The organism is Candidatus Zixiibacteriota bacterium, from assembly GCA_026397505.1.
Taxonomy (GTDB): Bacteria; Zixibacteria; MSB-5A5; order GN15; family PGXB01; genus JAPLUR01.
The window spans coordinates 1-25779 of record JAPLUR010000126.1 but is presented as its reverse complement, the minus strand read 5'-3'; the positions used below and the strand labels follow the sequence as shown (position 1 = coordinate 25779).

General features: G+C 48.6%; 23 protein-coding genes and 1 pseudogene. 18 read left to right on the top strand and 6 right to left on the bottom strand.

Features of this window, described 5'->3' with window-relative positions:
* Positions 1-6: 6 nt before the first annotated feature.
* From rpsP to rplS, 5 genes and pseudogenes are all read left to right on the top strand, one after another.
* Positions 7-255 (top strand): annotated as a pseudogene (gene rpsP, locus NT002_13470) (30S ribosomal protein S16).
* 184 nt (positions 256-439) lie between these two features.
* Positions 440-670, top strand: coding sequence for a KH domain-containing protein (locus tag NT002_13465; GenBank protein MCX6830268.1), 231 nt, complete (start codon positions 440-442; stop codon positions 668-670).
* Positions 671-1198 carry a ribosome maturation factor RimM gene (gene rimM, locus NT002_13460; protein ID MCX6830267.1) on the top strand — a complete coding sequence of 176 codons (528 nt, stop codon included), beginning with the start codon at positions 671-673 and terminating at the stop codon, positions 1196-1198.
* A gap of 20 nt (positions 1199-1218) precedes the next feature.
* Positions 1219-1968, top strand: coding sequence for a tRNA (guanosine(37)-N1)-methyltransferase TrmD (gene trmD / locus NT002_13455; GenBank protein MCX6830266.1), 750 nt, complete (start codon positions 1219-1221; stop codon positions 1966-1968).
* Positions 1969-1983: 15 nt separating this feature from the next.
* The gene (rplS, locus tag NT002_13450) at positions 1984-2352 is read left to right on the top strand and encodes a 50S ribosomal protein L19 (GenBank protein MCX6830265.1); all 369 of its coding nucleotides are present in this window, start codon (positions 1984-1986) and stop codon (positions 2350-2352) included.
* Between the two features lie 317 nt (positions 2353-2669).
* On the opposite strand, the gene NT002_13445 is transcribed toward rplS, so the two are convergent.
* Positions 2670-4973, bottom strand: coding sequence for a dockerin type I repeat-containing protein (locus NT002_13445; GenBank protein MCX6830264.1), 2304 nt, complete (start codon positions 4971-4973; stop codon positions 2670-2672).
* Positions 4974-5348: 375 nt separating this feature from the next.
* Positions 5349-7628 (bottom strand): dockerin type I domain-containing protein, encoded by a 2280-nt coding sequence (locus NT002_13440; GenBank protein MCX6830263.1) that lies wholly within the window; start codon positions 7626-7628, stop codon positions 5349-5351.
* 234 nt (positions 7629-7862) lie between these two features.
* Between NT002_13440 and pgsA the strand changes: the two genes are divergently transcribed.
* From pgsA to NT002_13410, 6 genes are all read left to right on the top strand, one after another.
* A complete protein-coding gene (pgsA, locus tag NT002_13435; GenBank protein ID MCX6830262.1) occupies positions 7863-8444 on the top strand; it encodes a CDP-diacylglycerol--glycerol-3-phosphate 3-phosphatidyltransferase in 582 nt (193 codons plus the stop codon).
* Positions 8441-8905, top strand: a complete 465-nt coding sequence (locus NT002_13430) for a phosphatidylglycerophosphatase A (GenBank protein MCX6830261.1) — start codon at positions 8441-8443, stop codon at positions 8903-8905. The genes pgsA and NT002_13430 overlap by 4 nt, the downstream gene beginning before the upstream one ends.
* 24 nt (positions 8906-8929) lie before the next feature.
* A complete protein-coding gene (locus NT002_13425) occupies positions 8930-10171 on the top strand; it encodes a competence/damage-inducible protein A (protein MCX6830260.1) in 1242 nt (413 codons plus the stop codon).
* Positions 10171-10734: an RNA 2',3'-cyclic phosphodiesterase gene (thpR, locus tag NT002_13420; GenBank protein MCX6830259.1), complete on the top strand. Its 564-nt coding sequence runs from the start codon at positions 10171-10173 to the stop codon at positions 10732-10734. The genes NT002_13425 and thpR overlap by 1 nt, the downstream gene beginning before the upstream one ends.
* 199 nt (positions 10735-10933) lie before the next feature.
* Complete coding sequence (recA, locus tag NT002_13415) at positions 10934-11953, top strand: recombinase RecA (protein MCX6830258.1); 1020 nt, start codon at positions 10934-10936, stop codon at positions 11951-11953.
* A gap of 147 nt (positions 11954-12100) precedes the next feature.
* The gene (locus NT002_13410; protein ID MCX6830257.1) at positions 12101-12562 is read left to right on the top strand and encodes a transposase; all 462 of its coding nucleotides are present in this window, start codon (positions 12101-12103) and stop codon (positions 12560-12562) included.
* Between the two features lie 197 nt (positions 12563-12759).
* On the opposite strand, the gene NT002_13405 is transcribed toward NT002_13410, so the two are convergent.
* Complete coding sequence (locus NT002_13405; protein ID MCX6830256.1) at positions 12760-13692, bottom strand: DNA/RNA non-specific endonuclease; 933 nt, start codon at positions 13690-13692, stop codon at positions 12760-12762.
* 531 nt (positions 13693-14223) lie between these two features.
* Here NT002_13405 and NT002_13400 point away from each other — a divergent pair.
* Both NT002_13400 and NT002_13395 read left to right on the top strand, forming a co-directional pair.
* Positions 14224-14376 carry a hypothetical protein gene (locus tag NT002_13400; GenBank protein ID MCX6830255.1) on the top strand — a complete coding sequence of 51 codons (153 nt, stop codon included), beginning with the start codon at positions 14224-14226 and terminating at the stop codon, positions 14374-14376.
* Positions 14377-14392: 16 nt separating this feature from the next.
* Positions 14393-16162, top strand: a complete 1770-nt coding sequence (locus tag NT002_13395) for a dockerin type I repeat-containing protein (protein MCX6830254.1) — start codon at positions 14393-14395, stop codon at positions 16160-16162.
* A 201-nt stretch (positions 16163-16363) separates the two neighbouring features.
* Here NT002_13395 and NT002_13390 read toward each other — a convergent pair whose 3' ends face one another.
* Positions 16364-17347, bottom strand: a complete 984-nt coding sequence (locus tag NT002_13390) for an HD domain-containing protein (protein MCX6830253.1) — start codon at positions 17345-17347, stop codon at positions 16364-16366.
* 136 nt (positions 17348-17483) lie between these two features.
* Positions 17484-18104 carry a hypothetical protein gene (locus NT002_13385; GenBank protein ID MCX6830252.1) on the bottom strand — a complete coding sequence of 207 codons (621 nt, stop codon included), beginning with the start codon at positions 18102-18104 and terminating at the stop codon, positions 17484-17486.
* A 471-nt stretch (positions 18105-18575) separates the two neighbouring features.
* Here NT002_13385 and NT002_13380 point away from each other — a divergent pair, with 471 nt between their 5' ends.
* Complete coding sequence (locus NT002_13380; protein ID MCX6830251.1) at positions 18576-19007, top strand: hypothetical protein; 432 nt, start codon at positions 18576-18578, stop codon at positions 19005-19007.
* Between the two features lie 367 nt (positions 19008-19374).
* Complete coding sequence (locus tag NT002_13375; GenBank protein MCX6830250.1) at positions 19375-20625, top strand: hypothetical protein; 1251 nt, start codon at positions 19375-19377, stop codon at positions 20623-20625.
* Positions 20626-20728: 103 nt separating this feature from the next.
* Here NT002_13375 and NT002_13370 read toward each other — a convergent pair whose 3' ends face one another.
* Positions 20729-21487: a porin family protein gene (locus tag NT002_13370; protein ID MCX6830249.1), complete on the bottom strand. Its 759-nt coding sequence runs from the start codon at positions 21485-21487 to the stop codon at positions 20729-20731.
* A 309-nt stretch (positions 21488-21796) separates the two neighbouring features.
* On the opposite strand from NT002_13370, the gene NT002_13365 reads away from it, so the two are divergent.
* The 3 genes from NT002_13365 to NT002_13355 all read left to right on the top strand — a co-directional run.
* Positions 21797-22219 (top strand): hypothetical protein, encoded by a 423-nt coding sequence (locus NT002_13365; GenBank protein ID MCX6830248.1) that lies wholly within the window; start codon positions 21797-21799, stop codon positions 22217-22219.
* 155 nt (positions 22220-22374) lie between these two features.
* Complete coding sequence (locus NT002_13360) at positions 22375-24528, top strand: hypothetical protein (protein MCX6830247.1); 2154 nt, start codon at positions 22375-22377, stop codon at positions 24526-24528.
* Positions 24519-25779 (top strand): sodium:proton antiporter (locus NT002_13355; protein ID MCX6830246.1); only part of this gene is annotated, 1261 nt, incomplete at its 3' end. The genes NT002_13360 and NT002_13355, both read left to right, overlap by 10 nt.

Genomic DNA, 25779 nt, shown 5'->3' with positions numbered 1-25779 from the left:
ATGAAATTGGCCGCACGGATCAGATTAAGACGCTTGGGCGCAAAGAAAAGACCTACTTACCGCTTTGTGGCAACCGATTCACGCATGCCCCGAGATGGACGCTTTGTGGAAATTCTGGGTTACTATAACCCCATTGAAAGACCGGCCCGGGTGAAAATCTTTGAGGATAAGATGACCTACTGGCTCAACCAGGGAGCGCTTCCCTCGGATACGGTCATGACCCTGCTCAAGCAGGTCGGTTTTCTCAAAAAATATGAGACCCTGAAAAAGGGTGGTGATGTTTCCACCATGATAGTGGCCGAAACCATCACCGAGCGGATAAAGAAGCGCAAAAAAACCAAAGAAGCTAAGGAAACCAAGGCTGAAGCATAGGTTGCTTTCCCCTAATTGCCTGATAGTTAAGCAAACCAGAAACTGATTTCTTCAAAAGGAGACTGCGGTGAAAGAATTCATCGAGACTATTGTGAAAGCGCTGGTTGATAATCCCAATGAGGTTAACCTGACTGAAGTGCAAGGTGAGCGAACTACCGTTTATGAGCTGCGCGTGGGCGCGGGTGATTTGGGTAAGGTTATCGGCAAACATGGACAGACGGCGAAATCGATTCGGATCCTGATTTCCGCCATTTCCGCCAAAAAGGGGAAAAGAGCTGTCCTGGAGATTTTGGAATAGTTGACAGATAAACCGGAATATATCGTCGTCGGCCGGTTTGGACGGCCTCGCGGCGTGACCGGAGAGATATATATAAATCCTCTGACAAACAATCCGGAAAGGTTCAAGAACAAAGAACCGCTCTGGATGGAAACCGCCGGCGGCTGGAAAGAGCTGGAGGGATGTTCGGTCGAGGAGATCTCCGGTCGGCTGGTAGCAAAATTGAAGGGAATAGATAGCCCCGAGCAGGCACGACTTCTCACAAATCAGTACTTGTATGTAGGAAGTCAGGCTCTGGGAATACTTCCGGAAGGACATTACTATCATTTCGACCTGATCGGCTGCCGGGTTGTGGATACTGCCGGCCTTGAGCTGGGTCGGGTAACCGATATCGAGGAGTTCCCCGGCCAAGACCTTCTGGCGATACAATCGGCCGAAGGGAAAAGATATTCGCTGCCGCTGGTGAAGCAGTTCTTGAAAGAAATTGATATAGAGAAGAAACTGATAGTAATTGACCCTCCGGAGGGGATATTTGATTTGCCGGCTTGAAACCGGCGGTCTTGAACCGGATGAAAATTGAAATAATTACCCTTTTCCCGGCTTATTTCGACTCGGTGATAACCCAGTCGATATTGGGAAAAGGTTTGGAAAAGAAGCTCTTTGACATCAGAATAATCAACCTGCGGGATTTCACGACCGACCGTCACCAGACCGCCGATGACAAACCGTTCGGCGGCGGGGGTGGCATGGTGATGAAAATCGAGCCGCTTTACAACTGTCTGAAATCATTGGGATATGGCTCGGCCACTGCCCCCACCGAACGCCTGATATTGACTTCGGCGGCGGGGAAACTGTTCTCGCAGGAAAGAGCGGTACAATACTCGCTTCTGGAGCGGGTGACAATTATCTGCGGCCATTATCTGGGGGTGGATGAGCGCATACTGACGCTGTTCGAAATCGAGGAAATCTCGGTTGGCGACTATGTGATGACCGGAGGTGAGGCGGCCGCGGCGGTGATACTCGATGCGGTGGCCCGGCTGATACCGGGGGTGCTGGGTAATTTTGAGTCGGCCTTGGCGGATTCGCACACCGAAAAACTTCTGGGCGCTCCGGTCTATACCCGCCCCGAGGAGTTTATGGGATTGAAAGTCCCGGCCCCGCTTCTGGAGGGAAACCATGCCCTGATAAAGAAGCATCGCCGGTTGGAATCGATCAGGAAAACATTCCGCAACCGCCCGGAGCTTCTGCAGGATGAGGAATTGGATAAAGAAGAATTAAAATATTTGGATAAATTGAAAAAAGGTGAAGATAATATTTAACGAGAGGATAAATTTATGAAACAGATAGCGCAACTCGACAAGCTTTCGATGAAAGAGCATGTCCCGACTTTCAAATCGGGAGATACGGTCAAGGTGCATGTGAAAATCAAGGAGGGCGATAAAGAGCGGGTGCAGGTTTTTCAGGGGACGGTTATCAGCCGCCGCGGCGGCGGCATGGGCGAGACGTTCACGGTTCGCAAGATGTCCTCCGGAATCGGGGTAGAGAGAATATTTCCATTGCATTCCCCCAATGTTTCCAAGATTGAGCGGATCCGGCAGGGGAAAGTTCGCAAGAGTAAGCTTTATTATATGCGCAAATTGACCGGCAAATCGGCGCGTATTGACGAGATGCTGAGCGAGAAAGAGCAGCCGCAAAGCAAGTAGGAAGGGACAGATATCTCTTCTTGACTAAATTTCGCAGGCGATTTGTCAGGAATCCACGCAGGCAGTATGCCTGAAACGAACGCGGGCAGGAACCCTTTCCTGCCCGTTTTTTGTCTCCATTCGAACCTCAGGAAAAATAATGCGGCATCGGGAGACTCCCGACACCGCATAGGTCAAAAGCAGCTAAGTCCGGCTGCGCGTTTTCTCAGGTTTCACTAGAATTCTCTGCAGCCGATTCCAACCATTCTTTAGTGCCAATTCGCCGGAGGGGTCTGTTTATTCAGACCCCTCTTGCGAGATGTGATTCCATCTTAATATTATGGGCAAACAGGCGCCGGTCCTTGTCTATAGAGATAGTTAATCAGATACGTGATATCGCGAATGTTAACAACTCCGTCGCCATTAGCATCGCCCTCAGCCGCACATGGTGGCAGGGGGCCACTCCTGTACAGGTAGTTGATTAGATAGGTAATATCCCTGATGTTGATAAGCCCATCATTATTGGCGTCACCCGGCATATCACAGCACGAAAGCGGCGTGGAAATTATATCCACCTCCACCTTTTCCACATGCCAGCAATATAGAGTGGTGGAGTCCAGCGGATTGATCCTCTTAAATGTCAGATAATCACAGGAATCAAGTTTCCCGGAGCCATTATCATCCCACCATTCCAGACGATACAGCCGCGAATAAACCGGGTAGACTTCGTGCCATAGATCTCCGGGCTCGGGTATTATCGGACCCATGTCGGGATTGCCATACCAGAAGTCGGCGTAGATTGTATCACTGGTCGGCGGATTGTATTGGGTGACGGTGATGGTCGTGGTGACCTCCTCGATATGTTCGATAGACCTCGCATGAGTCTGGTCATCAGTAAATTCCACGGTGTCGCAGTAGCTGAGCGTGCTGTCGCCATTGTCATGCCATTTGTCGAGGGTCCAATTTCGACAGTAAGCCGGATATAATTCGTGCCAGGGGGAACCTTCAGGATTACCGCCGTTATACTTATTAGTATTGTCTCTATTAGTACCCGGGGTCTCCTCAGTTTTGGGACATTCCACAACGCCGTAGAGTAAAGATGAACCATCGAAGAAGCCGGGGCTGCCGCTTAACTTTCCCGTTGTAGGGTCATAAACGACCGGTTCAACCACCATGCCGCCACCATGCCCTTGTTGTTTATCATGAGCAACCAGGATTACATATCTGCCGTCGGCCAACCTGATTATCCCCACGATAGCGGCGCAATGCCATTCGCCCTCCAATTCGACGTCCTGACCCTTTTCAAGCTCCTCCTTTAGTTTGGATATATCGGTTTCTTTTCTGGTGGTAATAGGAATCTTCTTTTCTTCCAAGTATGCTTTCTTATCTTTCCACCACTCGTCTGCATCGCATCCCCAGCCGGGAATAAATCCACAGCCCCTCTTCAGGCTGTCGATTGAAATATCGTCGTCTTTAATGTCCAGGTTATATTTCTCCTTCAGGAATTTAAGGCTATTGGAGACAGCGGTTGGAACGCATTCCATCAGCCCGGCCTCCTGATTGGGGAAATTGGGATGTACCGGATTAACAACCGGCGGCAGGAAAATGGGTCCCAGTATGATTGGGCCGGCCGGACCGGGTAAGGGGACGGGGACTCCGCTTATGCCGCTGTAGCATATTTCTGGACAGTCCGTAACAGCGGCAGTGCCGCTGATCGGCGGTTTTGTGCTCAATGCGGTCGCGGTTAGCGAATACCCGTATTGAATGCTGGTGATGTCGGTTCCTGCCGGGACTCCGAGGTCGAATACAAAAGCTATCGACTGTACTACGTCTTGTTCTACACTCACTATCGGAATATTCTGCAGTGACCATATCCCGTCGACATTCAAGTTGAAATATCGGACATCGTCGAAACCATCATGGGTCAAGATTGCTTTTCCCCAATCGGAATTGGCATATGTAGAACCATCAAGAACAAAATCGATTTGGCAGAATGAAACGCTGGGGAGGTTTACGATGTCGAAGCAGACCGGCGGGGCATCGGGGTTACTCGAACTGGCATTGGGATTGCCTTGATATGTGGGCGGATAAGTGGATTGGTCTTCCTCGACAAAGGTCCACTGTCCGGCGGGAGGGGAAAATATATTATCGATGCATAAGCCGTCGGGGAGGGGATTTTGGCCGGGCGGGATAAAGAGCTTCATGGTATAGCAGAGTGCAAGAGTCATATGGACAGGCAATCCGTTAAACTGAGCGACTCCTCCAAACAACACGCTGTCAGGGGTCACATTATCTATTCGTTTGTTTTCCTGATGCCCGCCCATGTCGAAAGCGTCGACGGCGTCTCCGACCGGCCTGACATATCCCTTAGGCCCGTGCGTTGGATCAAAGTAATAGCTCCTCCCGATTGTGAATTCAAAGGCAATCGACATGGCCATTATTTTGGCATCATTTCTTATCCAGAATTCAATTGTGTTTGTGTCGCCGATATAGGCGACATCAGCACCCCCATTAAGATGGATGGTTACATCGCCATTAGGGACAGGGCTTGCCGGATTCTGTGCCGACAAGTCGGGTGAGCTTGCCAGCACAAGCATTAGAACCATGTAAACCATTCCGAGCCTTTTCCATTTGGTACGCATTTCTCCTCCTATGATTTCATTATGTTGGAGTCCTCTCTTATTTTAAGTATTTACTATGCTTGTCATCACCTCCTTCTTGAAGGAAAGGATGAGTTCCGCGGCAATCTCACGATTGGAAATCACCGCGTTACACGAAGATGTCTATCAATGTCAGATAAATATTCTTGACTGACCAATAGGCTGTACGTGATGCGAATTGCGCTGATCCTCAGTAATGTCAAGAAAAATCTTCAAATAAGCTATATATAGAAGAACCGGATGTCAAGGGATTTGCTGAAAAATTTAGATTTAACGCCAAGCTTCGAAATTTCGACAATTCAAACAAAAAGGGCGGGAGCAATAATCTCCCGCCCGAAGTCGCTAAATATATTCGGATTACTTCCCGGCCACCCACGGCAACCAGGGACGATCCACACAATAATACCCGACCGGATTCAGATTCAAATCAATGGGAAACTCCAGAACCGGATCGCCCTGCGGCACATACGGCTCAATTACCCGTATCGTATATTGCCCCGCCGGAAGATTATCGATCCGGTAGTCCATATCGAACGGGCAGACACAATCACAGCCGCCGTTGTCAAGCGAATCAAATTCCTCGACAATTATCTCATTCCCCTGAATATAGACATTGGCAATAAACAGCGGACAGCAATTAAAGAGGGCGTTGATATGCTTGAGAATGAGAGTGCCAAATCCGTCATATTGATAGGTCAGGCAGTCCTCGTTCAATGAATCGGCGAGCGCTTTGGCCGGGCCGGGCGCTTTGCAGTCGCTGTGCCCGGTCAGATAACCCATGGGGGGATTCTCGGATGGACATCTCGGCGCCGCCCCGTTTTTATAGAGGTAATTGATCATATAGGTGATATCCCGGATATTGATCAGGCCGTCACTGTTGACATCGGCTACCTCCGGCACCGGCAGAGGAGCCGGTCCATTCTTATAAATGAAGTTGATATCATATGTAACATCGGCGATATTAAGCACCCCGCTGCTGTCGACATCGCCAAGCAACGGCGGCGCGGAATCGACTACAATCCGGACAAAAGCATGAAGATTGCTATCCGGCTGAGGGCAGGGGTGGGCAATATCGGAAGCGCATAACTCAAGCATCAGCGTTGTCCCGCTATCAAGACAGAGTGGGTAATAGAACCACTTGCCGGTAAGAGGATTTATCTCCCCCGGGCCCGAGACAATATGATATTCAATCAAGTCAGGCGGGGTGTTCTGGTCCTGCGCCGTGAAAATATAATGGAATCCGCCAGAGAAGTCGTTTCTCAGTTCCTCCGGCGGGTTGACAAAAACCGGCGGGTTATTCGGCAGGGCGGCTACGATGAGATTAACATGCTGGGCCCAGAAACCGGCGGCAGAAGCATGAACAAAGACCGGCTTCGGGCCGGTATAAACCAGTTCCAGAACATTGAGAATACCGGTATCCAGCACCGTGGCATGGGCAGTTTCAAGCGAGTCGGCAATAAGTATTTTGAGCGAGTCATCGGTAAGATTTCCGGCCACCAGCGTACTGTCGATATCAGAGAAGAATTTTATTCTGTAACCGCTCAATCCCGGGGCGTAGAAACAGATTTGCATGGCCGAAACCGAATCATCGAAATCGGTGCGGATAATGAGTGAGGAATCGGTCTCGGTGATGGAAAGCAGACCGTTGAATTTCTCGGTAGTCATCGGCGGCGGGCCGGAATACCAGGGAGGAAGGACGCCGTTGATGACCCGCAGGAGATAAACATAATCTTCCAGAGTTAACGGAATTTGATCTGTCTTGATATCGGTGGCGGCGATCTGAGCCTCAAGGTCAATGGTGAATACCGACTGACCCTTCAGGAAATAATCGGCGAAAAGCACGCCATCGCCAACCTCATAGGCAAGTCCATTGAGGTTGATATCTCCCTCCGATGGCGGATTAGGGCAGTAAACACTCACTCCGCCGTTGACAAAGTCTGTGAATCTTTTCGCCGGATGAGGCGCGGAAGTTACAATACAGGTTTCCGGTGCACCGTACAAGGTAGGAAAATCTACTAATGAATCGGTAATATTGATCCCCTGCAAATCGGTAATGATGTTGGAGACAGAAAATCTTTCAAAACCGCTATCGGGATAACTGATTCCATTGTCACCGCAGTCATGCCAGAAAAAGCGGAGCGGAAATTTGGTGCAGTTGAGAGCCGGATCGCTGGGAACAAGAAACTTCATGGTAAACAGGATTGTCCCGTCGATAATATTCTCCAGAACCGGGTGATGCGACCCGTTGAGCATATCCGAAAGACTGACCGCCCGAATCACGCCCGAGGGGCAGATGGTATCGGGACAACTGGGGACACCATTGCGGTAGCTGAAATACTCCCATTCGTATGGACCGGGAATATCATAAAGCACCCCGGGGACAACCTCGACAAAAGTCAGGATATTGAGATCATATCCGATGAATAAATCGTATCCATGGATATCCTGATCTCCTCCCGTTTTGATGACATTGACCCGGGCGGTATCGCCGGGCATGATTTCATAAGCCTTGCCGATTTCAATTCTGAACGGGATTGTTTCTGCGCGGGACAGCCCGGCCAGCGCCAGCATGGACATGGCGAGGCCAAAAATGACAATAAGTAAACCGTACCGCGAAGGGTTAGGGCGGACAAACATAGCATCCTCCTTGAGGTTTGAGAACTGGTAATGTTAAATCAATCCCTTAGCGAAGTAACGATTCTGTTGCCTTCAAGTGGGTTTTGAGGGTAACTCCTTGTATCAAGTATAATTATAATAATATTCCATGGTTTTGTCAAGTATTTTGTGGCCATTGTTGATGGTTTTTTTCACTCTATTATTTGTAATTGACAGCCATAATTTGAGTCCGTACATTCCTTTCTTAATATGAATATGCCCAACAAATTAACCCTTCTGCGGATCATTCTCTCACCCCTTTTTATGATATTTTTCAATCTTCAGAATCCATACTGGCGCATCTTTGGCTTTGCGGTCTATATCTTTGCGGCCCTGACCGACCTTTTTGACGGCCACTATGCCCGCAAATACGGCATTGTGACCGGATTTGGGAAATTCATGGACCCACTGGCCGATAAGATTCTGGTGACTTCAGCCCTTATCGCGCTGGTCGGTCTCGGATATGCCCGCGCCTGGATGGTGGTGCTGATTGTCGGGCGGGAATTCTATGTTACCGGCATTCGCTCGCTGGCCGCCTATAAAGGGGCGGTAATTGCTCCCTCCACCTGGGCCAAAGCCAAAACGGTCCTGCAGATGAGCGCCATCACTTTCATCCTTCTCATGGTCACAATTGATACGGTATTCGTGAGTTCAAGTAATCCGGCGCGATTGCTCCTGAATTTCAACCGCCAACTGGTTTATGATATCGTCCTCGGCGCCACCACCCTGATCACGCTCTACACCGGCTTTGATTATAGCGTGAAATATTACTCCATGATAAAGAATTTGCTGCGATGAAAAGAGCCTTTCTCATAAAGTTCTTCGCCTCGGGTCTTTTCACCGGCTATAGCCCGATCGTGCCGGGTACCACAGGTACAATTCCGGCCTGGCTGCTTGCCTATTTCATGCTGGGACGGAATCCCGACCTGATTATTATTTTTTCAGTGGCATTTATTATAATTTCCGTTTTTCTGGCCGGCAAAGCCGAGCCGCTTCTGGGGCATGATGCAAAGAAAATTGTGATTGATGAATGGGCCGGGATGATGATTTCTTTGATTATGATACCATATTCGCTGACGAATTATATTCTGGCTTTCCTGGCGTTCAGAGCGCTTGACGCGGTCAAATTTTTCCCGGCCAATGTGGCCGAAAGACTGCCGCGCGGCTGGGGCGTTACCGCTGATGATGTTGTCGCCGGAATCCAGGCCAACCTTCTAACTCAGCTTTTGATATATGTCGGTCATTTCGTAACCAAATAAGGGAAATTTCTCGGCGGAGGAAATATGGATGTGGAACTGGTTATTATAGGCGATGAGATTATTTCCGGCCATACGATCGACACCAACTCCGCCTATATCGCAGGAAGATTGGCTGAAATAGGTCTCTGGGTAACCTACAAGACCGCGGTCGGTGATGACTTGAAACGAATGGAGGAGGTAATCTCGCAGGCGCTGAAACGGGCCGATATCGTTATCGCTACCGGCGGCTTGGGGCCGACCGATGATGATATCACCAAGAAAGCGATTGTCAGAGTCTTCAAGCGGAATCTGGTCTTTCAGGAGGACGTGCTTGAGGATATCAGAAAGCGATATGAAGCCCGTGGGATTAAGATGCCTTCGATAAACCAGAATCAGGCGCTGCTTCCCCAGGGGGCGGTATATCTTCCCAACCGGGTCGGCTCGGCGGTCGGAATTGTAATTGTTGAGGGAGGAAAGATTTTCGCCTCGTTGCCGGGGGTACCCAACGAAGTCGAGATTATGGTTCCCGAGCAGTTGATACCATTTCTGGAGGCGCGGGTACGGCCGGGATTTATCCGCGTGATAAAACTTCGTACCACCGGTATTATCGAATCGGCCCTGGCCGAGAAAATTCTTCCCGCACTCAAGCTTCCCGAGAACATTCATCTGGCCTACCTGCCATCATACAGCGGGGTGGATCTTCGCATCGTTTCATTCGGTTCGACCAGAGAGATGGCCGACACCTCCGCCGAGAATCTGGCCGGCCAACTGCGCGCCACTATCGGTAACTATATCTACGGCGAGGGTGAAGATACTCTCGAAAGTGTCATTGGACGATTACTCAAGGAAAAGAAGCAGACTCTGGCCGTGGCTGAATCATGTACGGCAGGCCTTCTGGCCGGGCACATAACCTCAGTGCCGGGATCATCGGAATATTTCGAGCGGGGCGTGGTGACCTATTCCAATCGCTCCAAAATAGAGCTTCTCGGTGTTTCTGAGAAAACTCTGGTCGAATTCGGCGCCGCTTCGAAAGAAACCGCCGAAGCGATGGCGTCCGGTATCAGGGAACGGGCCGGGGTGGATTTTGGCGTTTCGGTCACTGGTATCGCGGGGCCTGATGGCGGCACTGCGGATAAACCGATCGGCACCGTATTTATTGCGGTGGCATCGGCCCGCGGTATCCGGTCGCGGAAATTTTCTTTCGGCCGAAGCCGCGAGAGCAACCGCGGCCGCTCGGTCTATGCCGCGCTGGAACTATTGCGAAAGACTATTATGGGGATTGAGTGATGCGACTCTTTATTGCTTTACCATTGCCGAGGGAAATTGAGGAGGAATTGGGCAGGATCATTTTCATTCTTAAGCAGAAAGGTGGCGGGGGAAGAATCAAATGGGTCGCGCCGAAAAATATTCATATGACGGTGAGATTTTTGGGAGAGACTGATGACGACAAATTGCCCGCAATTAAAGAAGCAATTCATCGGGTGGCCTCCCAGTACCGGGTGGTCGAGAGCGTTATTAATAGTCTCGGTGCCTTTCCCGACCTGAAACGACCCCGGGTCTTTTGGGCCGGGCTGAGCGGCGGCATCGAGCTTCTGGATTCTATCGCCGGGGAAATGGAAGAGGAAATGCGGCGGCTCGGATTTCCGCCCGAAGACAAAAAGTTCAAGCCGCACCTGACCCTGGGGCGGGTAAAAGAGAGTTATGGTCTTGATGACCTGGCCGGATATATAAGGAATTATCAGGTTGCCGCTAAGCCTTTCCGATTGGACAAACTGGTCTTATTCAAATCCATTCTCACCCCTCAGGGACCGATCTACAGCCGCCTTCTGGAAGCAAACCTGAAAAGCTAAGCTGTTTTTCGGTTTTTCATGGAAATTTCAATATAAAGTGAATGATTATCATTTTTACTGCCAGCATTTGACACCGGCCTTTTTTATCATAAATTAATCAAAATGTGATATTCAAATCTGCTGAACCCGCTTAGATTGGCATAAGATTGAATTTCAAGCAGATGGGAAAGTAATTAATTCTCTAATAGATGAGGTCAAAATGTCCATTACGCTACCTGACCGGAAAAAAGCTTTAGATAGCGCTCTTCACCAGATTGAAAAATCTTTCGGCAAAGGGTCGATTATGCGGCTGGGCGATAGTGCCGTGCAGGCGATTGAGGTTATCCCGACCGGCTCGCTCGGGCTTGATTTTGCGCTCGGTGTGGGGGGTATTCCCCGCGGACGGGTGACCGAGGTTTACGGCCCGGAAAGCTCCGGCAAAACGACGCTGGCGCTGCATTTTATTTCGGAGGCGCAGAAACTGGGCGGAATCGCCGCTTTTATTGATGCCGAGCATGCTCTTGATGCCGCCTACGCCAAGGCGCTGGGGGTGGATGTTGACAATCTTCTTATCTCCCAGCCCGACACCGGCGAACAGGCGCTCGATATTACCGAGACATTGGTTCGTTCCAGTGCCATAGATATTATAGTCATCGACTCGGTGGCGGCGCTGGTGCCGCGGGCTGAGATAGAAGGAGAAATGGGCGACCAGCATATGGGGCTTCAGGCGCGGCTGATGTCGCAGGCGCTCCGGAAGCTGACCGCAATCATCTCCAAATCGAAAACGGCGGTCATTTTTATTAACCAGATAAGGATGAAAATCGGCGTCATGTTCGGCAATCCCGAGACCACCACCGGCGGCAACGCCTTGAAATTTTACGCCACCATTCGTCTTGATATCCGCAAGATCGCCTCGATAAAGGAGAACGAGGTGGTCGTGGGGAACCGCACCCGGGTGCGGGTGGTGAAAAACAAAGTGGCCCCGCCGTTCCGCGAGACCGAATTTGATATTACCTACGGCAAGGGGATTTCGCAATCGGGCGAGCTTTTGGATTTGGCCACCAATCATGAAATTGTTGAGAAATCGGGGGCTTGGTACAGTTACGGCAGTGACCGTCTGGGACAGGGTCGTGAAGCGGTCAAGCATTTTATCGAGGAAAATCCCGATATCGCCCAGCGGATAACAGTGGCGGTGCGTGAAAAATTGGGGTTTGCGCCAAAAGAAGTAAAAGAATCCTAATTGTGCGCGGCAGATGTCCACATCTGCCCGTGGGCTGATTTCGAGCTTGGCCATAACTCTTGCAAAAGCAAGATTATTATATAATCTAAAAGCATGGTGGTGCGCAGGAGACTAAAGATCACCGGGCGGGCTGCCGGGTTCGTGACCATGACGGTTGTTAGATGGAAACCGATTTTCGCAGACGAGCGCTTCGCCATGGCCATGATTGTTCAACTCGAGGAAACCCTTAGATATCATACTGCCGGTTTAATTGGCTATGTCTTGATGCCGACGCATCTGCATCTCTTAATGACGCTGCCTAAAATTGAGCATTTGTCCCAATTTGTACAGGGATTCAAGATTCTAAGTGCCAAGCGAATTAAGGAAGTGATGACGGTTGAGGAAAAAAGCCCTTTAATCCAGCGAGGGCGATTTTCTTTATGGAAACCAAGGTTCGATGACGTTATAATCATATCGGAAGAGCAGATGCGCACTAAGTTGAATTATATTCATAACAATCCGATTAAAGCCGGTCTGGTGTCCAATCCAGAGGATTATAAATATACCAGCGCTGGGGATTGGCTGGATAACCGACCAGGATTATTGCCGATTGACAAGAACTGGTTATAAAGATGGAAGAGAGCGTTATCTACAAGCTGGGGCAGATGTGGACATCTGCCGCCCACAAATACTTGCACTTAAGTTTCCGTTTTCTGGATCCTGAATCAAGTTCAGGATGACAATTCTTGTGTCTTTCTGCCCAGGGGCATGCTTCTTCCCTTTTTTGAGGCTTTTTCAACAAGCCCCAAGGCTGGAGGTTGGCCGTTTTAATTGGAATGTATCCTGCTGCTCTTACGCAGCGCATGAGTGACCTGTTGCTTCTGTGGCAAATCGTCGGGGATTTTCCTTTCCAGAGAATTCTCCAGGCTGTCATCAAGTTTTGGGAAAAAATCAAATCCAGTTATCTGTTCCAAACGATCCACGGTGAGTTTATATTTGTCGGGCGGACCCGGGATTTTCTCAGGCTGATTCATGATCAAAAAAGAGTACATATCGTAAGTTCCGTCTTCTTTTTGCGTGAGAATAGCTTTGAAACAGTGTGTCGGCACCGCCACCCTACCCTTTCCGATAAACTCTGATGGTTTTTCCAGTTGGCTGTCGGCTCTCATAAAGATGTTGCCGGTAATAATCCATGCCTTGCCATCTATTTCGACAAGTTTTCTCACCGCTTTTTCCAGTTTATTCCAGATGCCACGGTTCAGCGCGCGCGTTTGAGGAGAAATATTCGACATAAGGAAAGTGGAATCCATCGCCTTTTGATTGCGCTTAAAATCGGCCGCCGGGGCGTTGTGTCCCTGATCATAGTTTGTGTCTGCATAATCCGATACCTTAGACCTAAATTCTGGAGGCAATGCAGTATCTTCCGTAAAGCGATTTCTTCGTTTTGCCGTACCTTCCAAGTCTTTTTCAGTGATGTAATAGGCGACCCAGTATGGTATTTTATATGCCGTATCATAATTAATGATGAAATATTTCTTATCGAGCATAATTCCTTTGGGGCCGTCTATTTCCAGAAGCAGTTTCGTGCTGTCGTGTGTGACCATCGAACTATCAGCAGGGTGCGATTTGCCCTGATGATATGCGAGAGGCTTACTGGCTGCCTCTCCTGCCATTTGCAGGGGACGGTCTTGACCGATAGCAAGATTTGTGACAATAGATGTGCACAGGGCTATCAGGAATATGCGGGAGATTTTGGGCATAGCGACTCCGACCGGGGTTTGAAAGTTATCTTTCGGTGCGAGAAGAGAACTAACTTGATAAATCTAAGAAGATTAAGGCGCACAAGCAAGCCCTGACACAATCTGGCAGTGAAATATTTCAATGCCAGCTTTTGTCATGGCCTAATCTCAAAAAGCGCCAATTGTGTTGGTTTTTTTCCGGATTACAGGCAAAATGCGGGCACAGGCCCGCCAAACCCAACCGATTTACTCGTCTTTTCCCTCGGAAATGGCTTGCATTACCTGTTCCGTCAGTTCCTCAATTCCGCCGCACTGGCGGAGGAATGGTGACCTGACGGCTTTTTGAAGATTTTCTGAAAGCGTCAGGTCTCGCTTCCGCCAATGCGGAATCCAGGACCCGACGCAACAGAAAAACTGGAACACTGGGCGGGTGATCTCAAACCCGACCAATTGACTCATCTATCCGGCAGAAATTGCTTGCGTTGTGCCGGTTTGGGCTTATATTGATTACAGGTTAATATTTACCTGCAATTTCTCGTACGAGGGATTAATATGGGCAAGATATCAATTATTGGGATAGTGCTCGGGCTTTTGTTATTGGGCCTGAACAATGTTTTTGCGGCGACCATACATGTTCCCGCTGACCAGCCGACGATTCAAGCGGGGATTGATGCCCGGTTAATTCAATACGGTATTAAATTATGATCGAAGGAATTGAGCTATGAAACATTCAAAACTATTGATATCGTTGATTCTGGTCACGATAGTATTTGCATCGGCTAATGCCGGTCTTGTAATTCGCTATGATATTTCCGGGCCCGGTTCTTCAGAGCAAAACGGCATCAAATATATTATACCCAATACGCAATTCTTTGTTGATGTCTATGCGGCTAATACTGACAGGCGAACGGTTCTCAATCTGCCACTTGTATTTTCTGGAACCGGCGATGTAACAAACGCGCAGTGGTACTGTGAAGGTGGGGAAGTGCAGTGTTACAATTGGATTGACCCGGAATTTAGGGGGAGGCTTGACTTATTTTCGTACACACTTTGCGTTAGCTGGGATGGGGATTTGACCGATGAAATAATCCCTGGAGAAGTGGGCGATTTTTTTAATCTTGTGGGAGTTTCTGGTGAAAATGATAGTGACTGTTTCAATTTGGATGGACAGTATCATCGTATTCTGCACTGTGGGGTCAAAATACCGGCGGATTCGGGCGCTTTCTGCATCGATACAGGTTCATGTGGTAATCCGGTTTATAATTGGTATTTCGAGGATCCCCAGCCTACCTTTGAGGGGGGAAATTCAAAGGCCTGTTGGGAATTGGCAAATATACCTACAGTCATATCAATTGCGATAGACGGTCATGCTGATACTATGCATCTAATTAATCATAATCCCGAAATTGGGTGGAGTTATCTTGATCTCAAAAATGAACCTCAACGTGAATTTCAGATTCAATTTGGTATAGATACAAATTGGAGCGTGGCGGAATTATGGGATCCGCTGCCATTTCAATCTTCTGATTCTGCGGTTGCCTATGCTGGTGCCGTCTTAGGAGACGGGCTTACTTACTTTTATAGACTACGCGTAAAAAACAATAATTTTTGGTCAAACTGGTATCAGACCTCATTCAGGATGAATAGTGTGCCGTCCGTGCCGACGCACGCATGGCCGGAAAATAATGCGGTGTCTAATATCGCTACTCCGATTCTCTGCGTTCATAACGCCACCGACGCTGAAAATGATAACCTGACCTATGATTATGAAGTGGTCAATGACAGCGCTTTCGGCGATCTGATACTCATATCCGATTCCAATATCGCCCAGGCGTCCGATTCGACCGGTTGGACAGTTAATGAGCCCCTCATGGAAAATTGGAAATACTGGTGGCGAAGCCGCAGTTTCGATCAGTTCGAAAAATCAAATTGGTCAGACAATCAATCGATCTGGGTAAATGAGTTTGAAGAATCGCCATTGCCTTTTGACATAGTCCCACTGGCTGATATTGGAGGCAAAGTGTTCAATATGTTACCCCAGTTCTCATGGGGCTTATCATTCGACCCCGACCCGTTGGATAGCATTCATTATTGTCTGGAGGTCGCAATAGACAGCAATTTCCATTTTGCATATCAGATCGATAGCATTTGGATAAATCAATATAATCTTGCTGACAGTTTAGAATTTGGCATGCATTATTGGTGGCGGGTCGAGGCAGTTGACAACACCGCTCTACCTATATATAGCACCAGCATCCATAATTTCCGCACCTGGAAGCTGGGTGATGCCAATGGCGATTGGCTGGTCAATATCCAGGATATAACCTTTGTCATTAACCATCTCTATCCAGAAGGAAGCACGCCGCCCCCACCGGCACCTATTTATGTTGGCGATGTCAACGGCGATTGCCTGATAAATATTAGAGACATAACCTATCTGATAAATTTCTTATATAAGGCCGGCCCGGCGCCGAAGATTGGGTGCATGTAAGGAGCATCGTGCGTTAGGCAAAGTTGTCAAAACCCCGCTCGGTCGCTTGCGGCGCCCGAGGGGGAATTTTGACCTACTCAAAAACTACGACTACCGCGCAGGTCAGTTTCGCAATACCCTTCGGGATTTTGCGCTACTAGCGGATCATATTTTTGGGAAATCAGTCTTAGAGGTGATAAGCGCGCAAGAGATTGATAGAGTTTATTCCCGCGACAGCCCCTCAGGGCCCATCAGTTCGGCAAATGTGATCAGCATTTCATAATCGTAATCGTTCTTCAAGGCGAAAATGACCTTGAGAGCCGGGAAAGTATCCATCGCCCCCTGATATACCCGCTGGGTGGTCATGGCATCGAAAGTATCGACAATGGCCACGATGCGGCTGTACTCATGCATTTCATCCAGCCCCAGCCCGTTGGGGTATCCGGTCTTGGAGCCCCGCTCGTGATGCTGCAGGACCGGGTAGTATGAGGCGGCATCGATCATATCGGTGCCCGTCAGAATCTCGACGCCCCATTTGGGGTGTTTTTTCATCAGCTCAAATTCCATGGTGGAAAGGCCGGTGCGTTTGTTCAGAATCCGCTCCGAAATTTTGGATTTGCCGACATCATGGAGCAGGGCGCCGATTCCCAGATTGTGAAGGTATTCCTCATCCTTGCGGCCGATCTGCTGCGCCAGGGCGATGGCAAAAGTGCAGACATTGACCGAATGGGTGTAGGTGTAATAATCGAAAGAACTGATTTTGAGAAGATTATGAAAAGCCTCCTGCCCTTTCAAGATAAAGCTCACCTGATTTTCGACCATTTTCCTGGAGCGCTGAATATTCTCGCCATAGGAGGGATTCTCCAGAACATCTTTCATCAGAGCTTTTGAGGTTTCATAGAGTATTCCGGCTTTTTTCTCCTCATGGATTTCCCGGTCGGTCAGGATTTTGTCCAGATTTTGCTCAATATATTTCTGATATTTGGCTCTCGCCTTGGCGCTGACATAGAGCCGGAGGACCTTGTTGCCCAGGAGCTTTTCTTTGGTTTTTTCGGTGAAGGGGAGATCGGCTGAACGGTAAAGAACCATTTCGCCGCTGAATTTGATGTACAGATCAAAACTGAGAATGGTATCTACGCGGAGAGACTCCAGATAGATGGGCAGATATTTAGTGTCTGTCTTTGCTTTCGGTATCAGTAGCGACATAAATCGATTTTTACTCGAGCCAAATGTCTTAATTGTTTATCGGCTGAAGAGGGGGAATTCATCATATAAAAACCCCCGGAAGGGAGGAATTCCGGGGGCAACCTATAGGAGGGAGGAAATGAGCCTGCAGGGTTAATCAGGCACCATAATTTTTTATCAGCAAAAGGACCGAATTGAGGGATTGCGTGATATTGGTCAAAACCTTGGAATACCGCTTCAGCAGTTCGCTGTATTGCCAGCGCATTTTGAACGCTTCTTCGGGGAAATCGAACAGGTCGAGAAGCGCTTTCTTGTAAATTTCGTCCATATATTTGATTACATAATATGGATATTCCGGGACATTCTGGTCGTTGACCTCGCCCCGGGTCAGCCGTTCCCGGTAGATTTCGACTTTCTCGAGCACGACCGTGCCGAAACACCAGGGGGTCATAATAACGCCGAGGTTGCTGCCATCGACATAAAAGGCCCGCGCCGTTTTAAGGGCCAGATCGACCACGATCATCCGGGCGCGGAAGTATGAAGAGGTTTCGGTGCATTCCGCCGCCGTCTGGGAGAGCTTATTCTCGATTTCGGCCACTTCCGCGGCGCATTTATCATAGACTTTTTCAAGGAAAAGATAATAGTCGTCAAAATAGACTTTTACATTCTCGGAGAGGGTGCAGATATAGTACCCACCGGAATCATGGTGGATTTTCGGTTCGGCAACATTTCTGAGTCTTTCAAGGGTGAAACCGCGCTGAAATTTTCCATCCAACATATTCTCTCCTTCTAGTTGCTCTCTTTCTATCTTGTCCTTTGAGCAAAGGGTATGCCTTTCGGCGGGTTCATTCTCAGACCATTTGCGGCAGATTAGTCCGGTTCCCTTGTTTTGGTGGAACTTGTTATCAGCATTGGAATTACCGTATCTATTATGGGGGTGAGGCTTTATCAGGTTAAATCCATCATCGGAAATGACCATTGTCGTCTACCCCGTGGCGGGGCAAATAATATGAACCGAATTTCACAATCTGAAAGATATGAAGCCAATATGGATCCCGGATAGATACGGAGGATTCCAAATAGTGTTATCCTGAGCTGTTGAAATCCTGGACAGTGCCGGCGAGTCTTTCTTTGGTTCTCATCCTGATAGCTAAAATAAATCTGATAGGTGTCGATAAGAAAAATGATTAACCAAACCAATCTTTCAGGTTTGAAAACATTCACCCGCATGTCGAAGGGAGGAGAGTCAATGCCCAACCGGACACGCAAAACCAATCGGTGGACCCCCAAAACAAAGAAGACCACGACCAAAAAGAAAACCACGAAAAAAAATCCTACGTGGAAAGCGGCACCCCGGAAGAGGTATAGCGCGAAACCGACCATGCGTCGGACAACCAATACCCCGACCAATCACAAACCGGCCGTGAAGCGGATGGCGAAAAGCACGCCCAAGCCCACAACTCGTGGAACTTATTCCCGTGCCAAGAATTATACCTGGAATTGGAACCCTGTTTGGACTCCGACCAAGGTCATGAAGGCTAAAGGGACCAATAATCCCCGCAAGACCTATAATGCCACTCCGAAGAAGACCAAGAAATTGGCCGCCAAGCCGACCCGTAAGGCCTATGCTACCCCGCGCCGGACCAGAGTCACCCAGACTCCCAGCCGCAGGAAATGGTAAGAATAAGCCGATTTTTCTTTCTCGAAACCCCGGATCCGCTCGACGGCCCGGGGTTTTTTATTTTTCCCCCGCCATTTTTTTATTGTTGACAATAAAAACCGATTTGCTTATAAATTTCCTCAATTATTAGGATTAAGAGAAAGGTCGGCATGGCTGTTTCTGTGTCGTCGTTTTTTTATTGACGTAACAGGGAGAAGAAACTATTTATTGAAGTGATAATTAAGCAAAACAGCAAGTAGAAAGGTGCATGACAAAAAATGTCTGAATGCCTGCAGGGAAGGAGGTAAGCCTATCGGAGGAAACTGTAGGATTAATTTTGGAACTTTGAATTCAAACAACTATTTGAATTTAAACTAGAGGAAATTATATGAAAAAACTGATACTCTTAACCGCTTTGATTTTTGTGGTCGCGTTCTCGGCAGGCAATGCCACCTTGACCCGGACGCTGACCATGGGTGACAACAACAATATCATGATTGATGACGCCAACGTCCGGCTATACCCGAGCCGGGTGAGCAACTATCCGAATATTGGATCCGGCGAATTTTGCGAAGGCGAAATGTACTACTTTGGCGTGAATTGGAAATTCAATGAGAATAATCCGTGGTTTCTTGGCACTTACTTCTCTACTGAATGGGCCGAGACGCCGTACTCTTTTCGTGGGAATAGGTACTTTGGGACGGAATTTGAGTCATTTCCGAGCAATCGTCGCGTTGACTTGCTTCTTGGCCATAAGCTTGGATCATTGAACATTGGACTAGGATTGACCTATGTCAACAGCAGCCAGTCACCGGAAGACACAGCCTACAACTACGATCACAGCTACTCCAGGTATGGATTCACACTTGGTCTGACCCCAGACAACGGAGTCTGGGACTTGGCGTCCTATCTATCACTTGCTACATGGAAGGAGAATTACACGTTTAGCGAGGATGGGGCGGCAGTAGTTTACCTCGCAGAGCCGGACGGCTATAATGACATTGAGATCCGGGGTCGCTATTTCTTCGAGATGAACCCAACCATTACATTGGTGCCGCATGCCGACCTTGCTTTTGGGGAACATACTGGATTAGCAGCAGCAGCCGCCACCGACGGAGCGGAAATTTATGCCGAGGCAATCGGTTATTCCAGCAAGCTCTTTTCTTTCGGGGCTGGTTGCGGTATGAACTACACGCCCGTTAAGAATGTCCTGGCTGTTCTTGACGTTGGATTCACCAACAGGAACGTCAAGGAAGATACAGCGTGGTTGGCTGTCTTAACGGATATTAATGGAATAGTCATCGATGAAGAGTCAGGTGAAGGCCAATGGAAGCAGAGTACAATGATCCTTCCTTATTGGAAACTCGGGCTTGAGGGTGAAGTATTCTCATGGCTGGATGTTCGGTTTGGTGTAACCTCCAATTGGACCGCGACAAAGATCGAGAATATATCTAAAACCAATTATGCAGCTAACACATCGTATCTCGGTTTGGGATTCAACTGGAATCGCTTGCACATCGACACCTATACTGATCCTGAACTGTTCCTCAGGGGATTTGATTTCATCTCAGGACGTGGTAACAACGAAGGTGGCACGTACATGAACTGGCAGTTGTCGGTTCGGTATGAGATGTTCTAACGCATTATTTGGCTAGATTGGTCATAAGAGCCCGGTCTTGCGGCCGGGTTCTTGCTTGTTGTTGAATATTGGGATTAGGAAGGGCGTCTCGCCCCGCGTGCAACTAGAATGAAAGGCCAAACATCAAACTGAGAGCAGCATTACTCACGTCGGGCGCTTTCCCGGTTTCCGGATCAAATATGAAAAGAGAATTCGCGGCCATATTATGATTGTAGGGATTGCCGCCAAATTCGAAACGGGCATCCATGTAGATTTTGGTTGTCCGTCCGGCTCTCCAAGACGCATCAGCTCCAATCACCCATCCCAACACCACAGACTTCGCATTGCCGATCTTAAAACTAGTACCTGAACCCTTCACTTCTGACGCCAACTTGATGCCAATGACCGGACCAATTAAGAACATCCGCTGGCTTTTATCCTTATTGCCAAACCATTCCGGGAGCGGATTATGGAACTTGAAAAGCAGCGGCACATTTAAATAACTAAAACTGAAGGTTGCATCCAATCCGTAAAGCTCTCCATCACTTAAAATGTAGAAAGGACCCTTGCAGCCATTCTGGGCATACCAGATTTCCGGCTGAAAAGCTATCATATCTGAACCGTACTTAAGAAAGCCGGCAAGAGCAAACGAAAGCCGTGGGTCCATCGTAGCTTGCCCGTCAGATGGCAAATTGGAAATTCTGAGCCCAGCCTTGACTCCGAATTCGGCTCTCGCTCTCTTGGGATTGCTGGAATCGCTCTGAGACGACTGCTTCGTGCCTGGCTGCTCAGCGGATTGAGCAAAAGAAATCGCATAGATGAGTAGCTGACTTAGAACCAGGGCCAGGACAAACACCGTAGATCTTCGCTTAATGAATGTCATTCAATCCTCCTTCAAACGTCTGCTGTGAACATGCATTTACACTAATTGACAGATGGCCTGATTCGCCAAATCCTCAGGATGTTCTTGCTTCCCTATGCGTTGCATCCTCCTTGTGAGTAAGATATTTGAGTTAAAACTAAAGAAAGGAAAGGAAAGGAGACATTCTTGTCAAGTTATTTCTTGACAATTTTAATATAGTGAGAAGGGGCGGCGAATGGCCAGTAACGGCGATGCTAATATTTGTCAGTATGCGACTTCCGGTTCCTGTGTAGACTGGCCGGGAAAGGAGCGGTGCTTTTGGTTGGTCACGTGGACGAAAGTGCAATAAAACAATCCAGGCACGATGATCGCAGCAACTTGGGTAATAATTATGAGCCGACCGGCGATAGGGAAACTGTTCATAAGGGCAGATGCACTTACGCAACGATTCCATATTTCAGGATTGGTCTTGAAGCCAACGTTCTGAAGTGGGTGGATTTCCGTATGGGCGGAACCTCATGCTGGGAAAAGGATAAACAAGAAAATCTCCATACTGGCGGCCAGACCTATGAATACCGGTATCACTATAACTATGTCAGCAATGACTTTTATCTCGGCGCCGGTCTTCACTGGGGCAATTTCAGCGCCGATCTCTATGTCGATCCGATGCTTGTAACCGACGGCCCGTATTTCCTTTCGGGAAACAGCACCGATTGGTCTTATCAGGTTTCACTGAAGTACAAGATGTTCTAAGACATCACTTGATTGAGTTGAAAAAAGGGTCCGCCGAAGGCGGACCCTTTTCCATTTCTCCAAAGCGCTTGTCTCAAGAAATATGGGCCTACAAAATTCCTTTGCATAAGCCGGAGAATTTCTTATCATGGCAGAAATTATCTCTGGAGGCGAAGATGATAAAGGGTTTTAAATTTCTTTTCTTAATATTGGCTCTGACGACGGCTCCCGTCACGGCGCAGAATAATGGTGACATTCTGAAAATGGTTTTCGATTCGGTCGGGCTTACCCGGGCTGATATTGGTTTCCAGCCGAAAGGGTATTGGAACCGCTTTCCCCTCGATATTCCTTACAAATTGACCTCTTTTGATGCTCTCTTTGCCGAACCTTTCAAACTTTATGACTATGGCAAAACCATGGCCAATGCCGTAGAAAAATATTTTGACCCGAAGTTTCTCGATACTACCTCAATCTCCCTTTATCTCATGACATATTCCCTGGGGGTTGACCGCAAGCTGGGCGGTTTCCGCAACTATTCGGCCAATCTTATTCCGGTTGCCGATTCGATCCGACCGCTGGAGAAGGCGATTGATAATCTATTTCTTCTGGCCGGTCAGCAATCGATTTATTATTCTTTCGGCAATAAGGCAGAATGGCCCGAATACAAGCCCAAAATCAGAGAATTCGCCGGTAAACTCTCCGGCCGTGCCGAAACCATTCTTGCGGGAGCGATAATCAACATTATCGATATTATTCGCTGGCGAAATCTTGCTTTCCGCAATTGCCCTCCGGCGGCGATGGAGAAGGTTTTTGAAATTCGGGATTTGGCCTCCAACCAGGCGGATGGGACGGTTTATTATCCTGAAATGGATGATATTGCCCGTACCATTGACTGGCCGTCACTTCATTATGCCGCTCTTAAGGCGACGGCCATTGCAGAACTGACCGCCGATTCGCTGACCTATTATGGCGGCCTTCCACCGGAAATCTTTTTTGAAATGATGACGCCCTTTGGAAGAATAATATTGATTGGCGCCAAGGGGTTGAATGAAAATAGAATTTCCTCGGTTGACTGTAATAATACCCTGCTGGTGATTGACATGGGGAACAGCGGTCTTTTCACCGGAACCTGCGGGGCCTCTTTCAAGCTATCGAATCCGATTTCAATTTTTATCGATCTGGGCGGCGATGACCAATACCGCTCTGCCACGGAACTCCCGGCGCAGGGGGCCGGGATTCTTGGTGTCGGCGTTCTTTATGAAGATGCCGGGAATGACTTATATGACGGCAAAGATTTTTGTCAGGGGGCGGGATCATTCGGGGTTGGTCTTCTGATGGATAAAGTGGGAACCGACCGGTATAAGGCGGCCCTTTCGGCACAGGGGTGCGGGTATTTTGGAATCGGGCTTTGTTTGGACGCGGCGGGGGATGATAACTATTACCTTTATGGTGACGGTCAGGGGTTCGGCGGAGTCGGCGGTGGGGTCGGCGTTCTGGCCGATTATTCGGGGAATGATTTCTATAAAGCCGAACCGGATCCGAAAGTTGTCGCTCGCGGCGATTATCACTCCAATTTGAAAATCAACGGAAATTCGGTGCAGGGGTCGGGTTTCGGGCGGCGGGGCGATGGCACCGACGGTCATTCCTGGGCCGGAGGATTGGGCGCTATAATTGATATTTCCGGCAACGACCATTATCTCTCGGGCAACTGGTCGCTGGGATGCGGCTACTGGTTCGGCACGGGTATCGCCTATGACGGTAGCGGCGACGATACCTATGAATCATGCTATTTCACGCAGGGGTCGGGCGCTCATTACTGCAACGGCATTCTTATTGATGAGGGGGGTAATGACAAGCACGAGCTCTATGAGACGGCCGGAGCGGGACTCGGTTTCGGCTGGGACTATACCAATGCTTTTCTCATCAATATCGGCGGCAATGATTCTTATAAGGCCAAAATGATTTCCATGGGACTGGCGCAGATACGGTCGAATGCCTTTCTGATCGATATCGGCGGTGAAGACACCTATATGCTCGGTTCCGGAACGCCCGGTTTGGGGGAAGCGACCTGGCGTGATGATTACGGAAAACCGTCGAAACTGACCCCTTATTACACTTACTGCAATTCGTTCGGCGGCTTTATCGATATCGGCGGCAAAGACGGCTATTACTCTTTTACCGATAGCAGCAAATCGGCTCATTCCAGGGCGGGTGACAACCAGATGTGGTATGCCCCCGCCAAAACCGACAGCACTTTCGGCGCAGGCAATTTTGGTGTGGGCGTTGATATAGAGAACGGCTTTATCCCGGAGATTGAAAAATGGAAGTGACTGTTATGGAAAACTCTGTTCCCATTTATGCCGGCGCACCTTTTGTGATACTTTTGCTCCTGATAGCGATTATGCCGCTGGCCCTCCCGAAATTCTGGGACAAAAATCGCAATAAGGCGATGATTGCGGCGATTGTAAGTCTTCCTATATTGTTATTGTATTTTTTGATTATTAACTCACCTCAGGAACTGATGCTTACTCTCAAGGATTATTTTTCATTTATAGTCCTGCTCGGTTCGCTTTTCATAATTTCGGGCGGAATTCTTCTGACGGGTGATTTGAAAGCCACTCCGGCCACCAATACTCGGCTCCTGTTTATTGGCGCGGTCCTGGCCAATTTTATCGGCACAACCGGGGCCAGTATGCTTCTCATCCGGCCGATGCTCCGAACCAACAGCGAGAGGAAAATAACCAATCATATTCCGGTATTTTTCATATTCGCCGTTTCCAACATAGGTGGATGCCTCACTCCGCTGGGCGACCCGCCTCTTTTTCTGGGATACCTTAAAGGTGTTCCTTTCACCTGGACTTTGACTTTGTTCCCGGTCTGGGTAGTCACCCTGGGGTTGGTGCTGGCGATATTCTATTTCTGGGATTTGTACTGCTATAGCAAGGAGACTCCGGCCGCCATAAAAAAGGATATTCAGAAGGCCGTTCCGATTGGCATTTCCGGCAAGATCAATATTCTTTTTCTTATAGGAGTAATCCTGGCGGTCTCCTTTCGGACACCGACTCCTTATCGGGAAATGATTATGGCCTTGATGACGGTTTTGTCTCTTAAATTCACACGCGAAGAATTCCGGAAGAAAAATAAGTTCAGTTATCATCCGATTATCGAAGTGGCGGTTCTTTTCATAGGGATTTTTATCACGGTCGTGCCGCTGTTGGTTCTCCTTAAGACGCGCGGGGCGGAACTCGGTATCACTCAGCCCTGGCAGTTTTTCTGGTGGACCGGTGGATTAAGCTCATTTCTGGATAATGCCCCCACTTATTTGACCTTCTTTACGCTGGCCGAGAGTGTTACCAGAGCAGCGGGAAATGTGGATCCTGTCACAATTGCGGGAGTCCATGTAGACCTGCTTCGTGCCATAAGCTGTGGGGCGGTTTTCATGGGAGCCATGACATATATCGGGAACGGCCCCAATTTTATGGTAAAATCGATTGCCGAGGAAATGAAAATCAAGATCCCACACTTCTTTGGTTATATGGTATATTCAATATTAATACTTATTCCCATTTTCATAGTGGTGA

Coding starts and splice junctions, on each gene's coding strand:
- trmD (MCX6830266.1), top strand. CDS start 1,219: ATGAAAATTGAAATAATTACCCTTTTCCCGGCTTATTTCGACTCGGTG.
- rplS (MCX6830265.1), top strand. CDS start 1,984: ATGAAACAGATAGCGCAACTCGACAAGCTTTCGATGAAAGAGCATGTC.
- NT002_13445 (MCX6830264.1), bottom strand. CDS start 4,973: ATGCGTACCAAATGGAAAAGGCTCGGAATGGTTTACATGGTTCTAATG.
- NT002_13440 (MCX6830263.1), bottom strand. CDS start 7,628: ATGTTTGTCCGCCCTAACCCTTCGCGGTACGGTTTACTTATTGTCATT.
- pgsA (MCX6830262.1), top strand. CDS start 7,863: ATGCCCAACAAATTAACCCTTCTGCGGATCATTCTCTCACCCCTTTTT.
- NT002_13430 (MCX6830261.1), top strand. CDS start 8,441: ATGAAAAGAGCCTTTCTCATAAAGTTCTTCGCCTCGGGTCTTTTCACC.
- NT002_13425 (MCX6830260.1), top strand. CDS start 8,930: ATGGATGTGGAACTGGTTATTATAGGCGATGAGATTATTTCCGGCCAT.
- thpR (MCX6830259.1), top strand. CDS start 10,171: ATGCGACTCTTTATTGCTTTACCATTGCCGAGGGAAATTGAGGAGGAA.
- recA (MCX6830258.1), top strand. CDS start 10,934: ATGTCCATTACGCTACCTGACCGGAAAAAAGCTTTAGATAGCGCTCTT.
- NT002_13410 (MCX6830257.1), top strand. CDS start 12,101: ATGACGGTTGTTAGATGGAAACCGATTTTCGCAGACGAGCGCTTCGCC.
- NT002_13405 (MCX6830256.1), bottom strand. CDS start 13,692: ATGCCCAAAATCTCCCGCATATTCCTGATAGCCCTGTGCACATCTATT.
- NT002_13400 (MCX6830255.1), top strand. CDS start 14,224: ATGGGCAAGATATCAATTATTGGGATAGTGCTCGGGCTTTTGTTATTG.
- NT002_13395 (MCX6830254.1), top strand. CDS start 14,393: ATGAAACATTCAAAACTATTGATATCGTTGATTCTGGTCACGATAGTA.
- NT002_13390 (MCX6830253.1), bottom strand. CDS start 17,347: ATGTCGCTACTGATACCGAAAGCAAAGACAGACACTAAATATCTGCCC.
- NT002_13385 (MCX6830252.1), bottom strand. CDS start 18,104: ATGTTGGATGGAAAATTTCAGCGCGGTTTCACCCTTGAAAGACTCAGA.
- NT002_13380 (MCX6830251.1), top strand. CDS start 18,576: ATGCCCAACCGGACACGCAAAACCAATCGGTGGACCCCCAAAACAAAG.
- NT002_13375 (MCX6830250.1), top strand. CDS start 19,375: ATGAAAAAACTGATACTCTTAACCGCTTTGATTTTTGTGGTCGCGTTC.
- NT002_13370 (MCX6830249.1), bottom strand. CDS start 21,487: ATGACATTCATTAAGCGAAGATCTACGGTGTTTGTCCTGGCCCTGGTT.
- NT002_13360 (MCX6830247.1), top strand. CDS start 22,375: ATGATAAAGGGTTTTAAATTTCTTTTCTTAATATTGGCTCTGACGACG.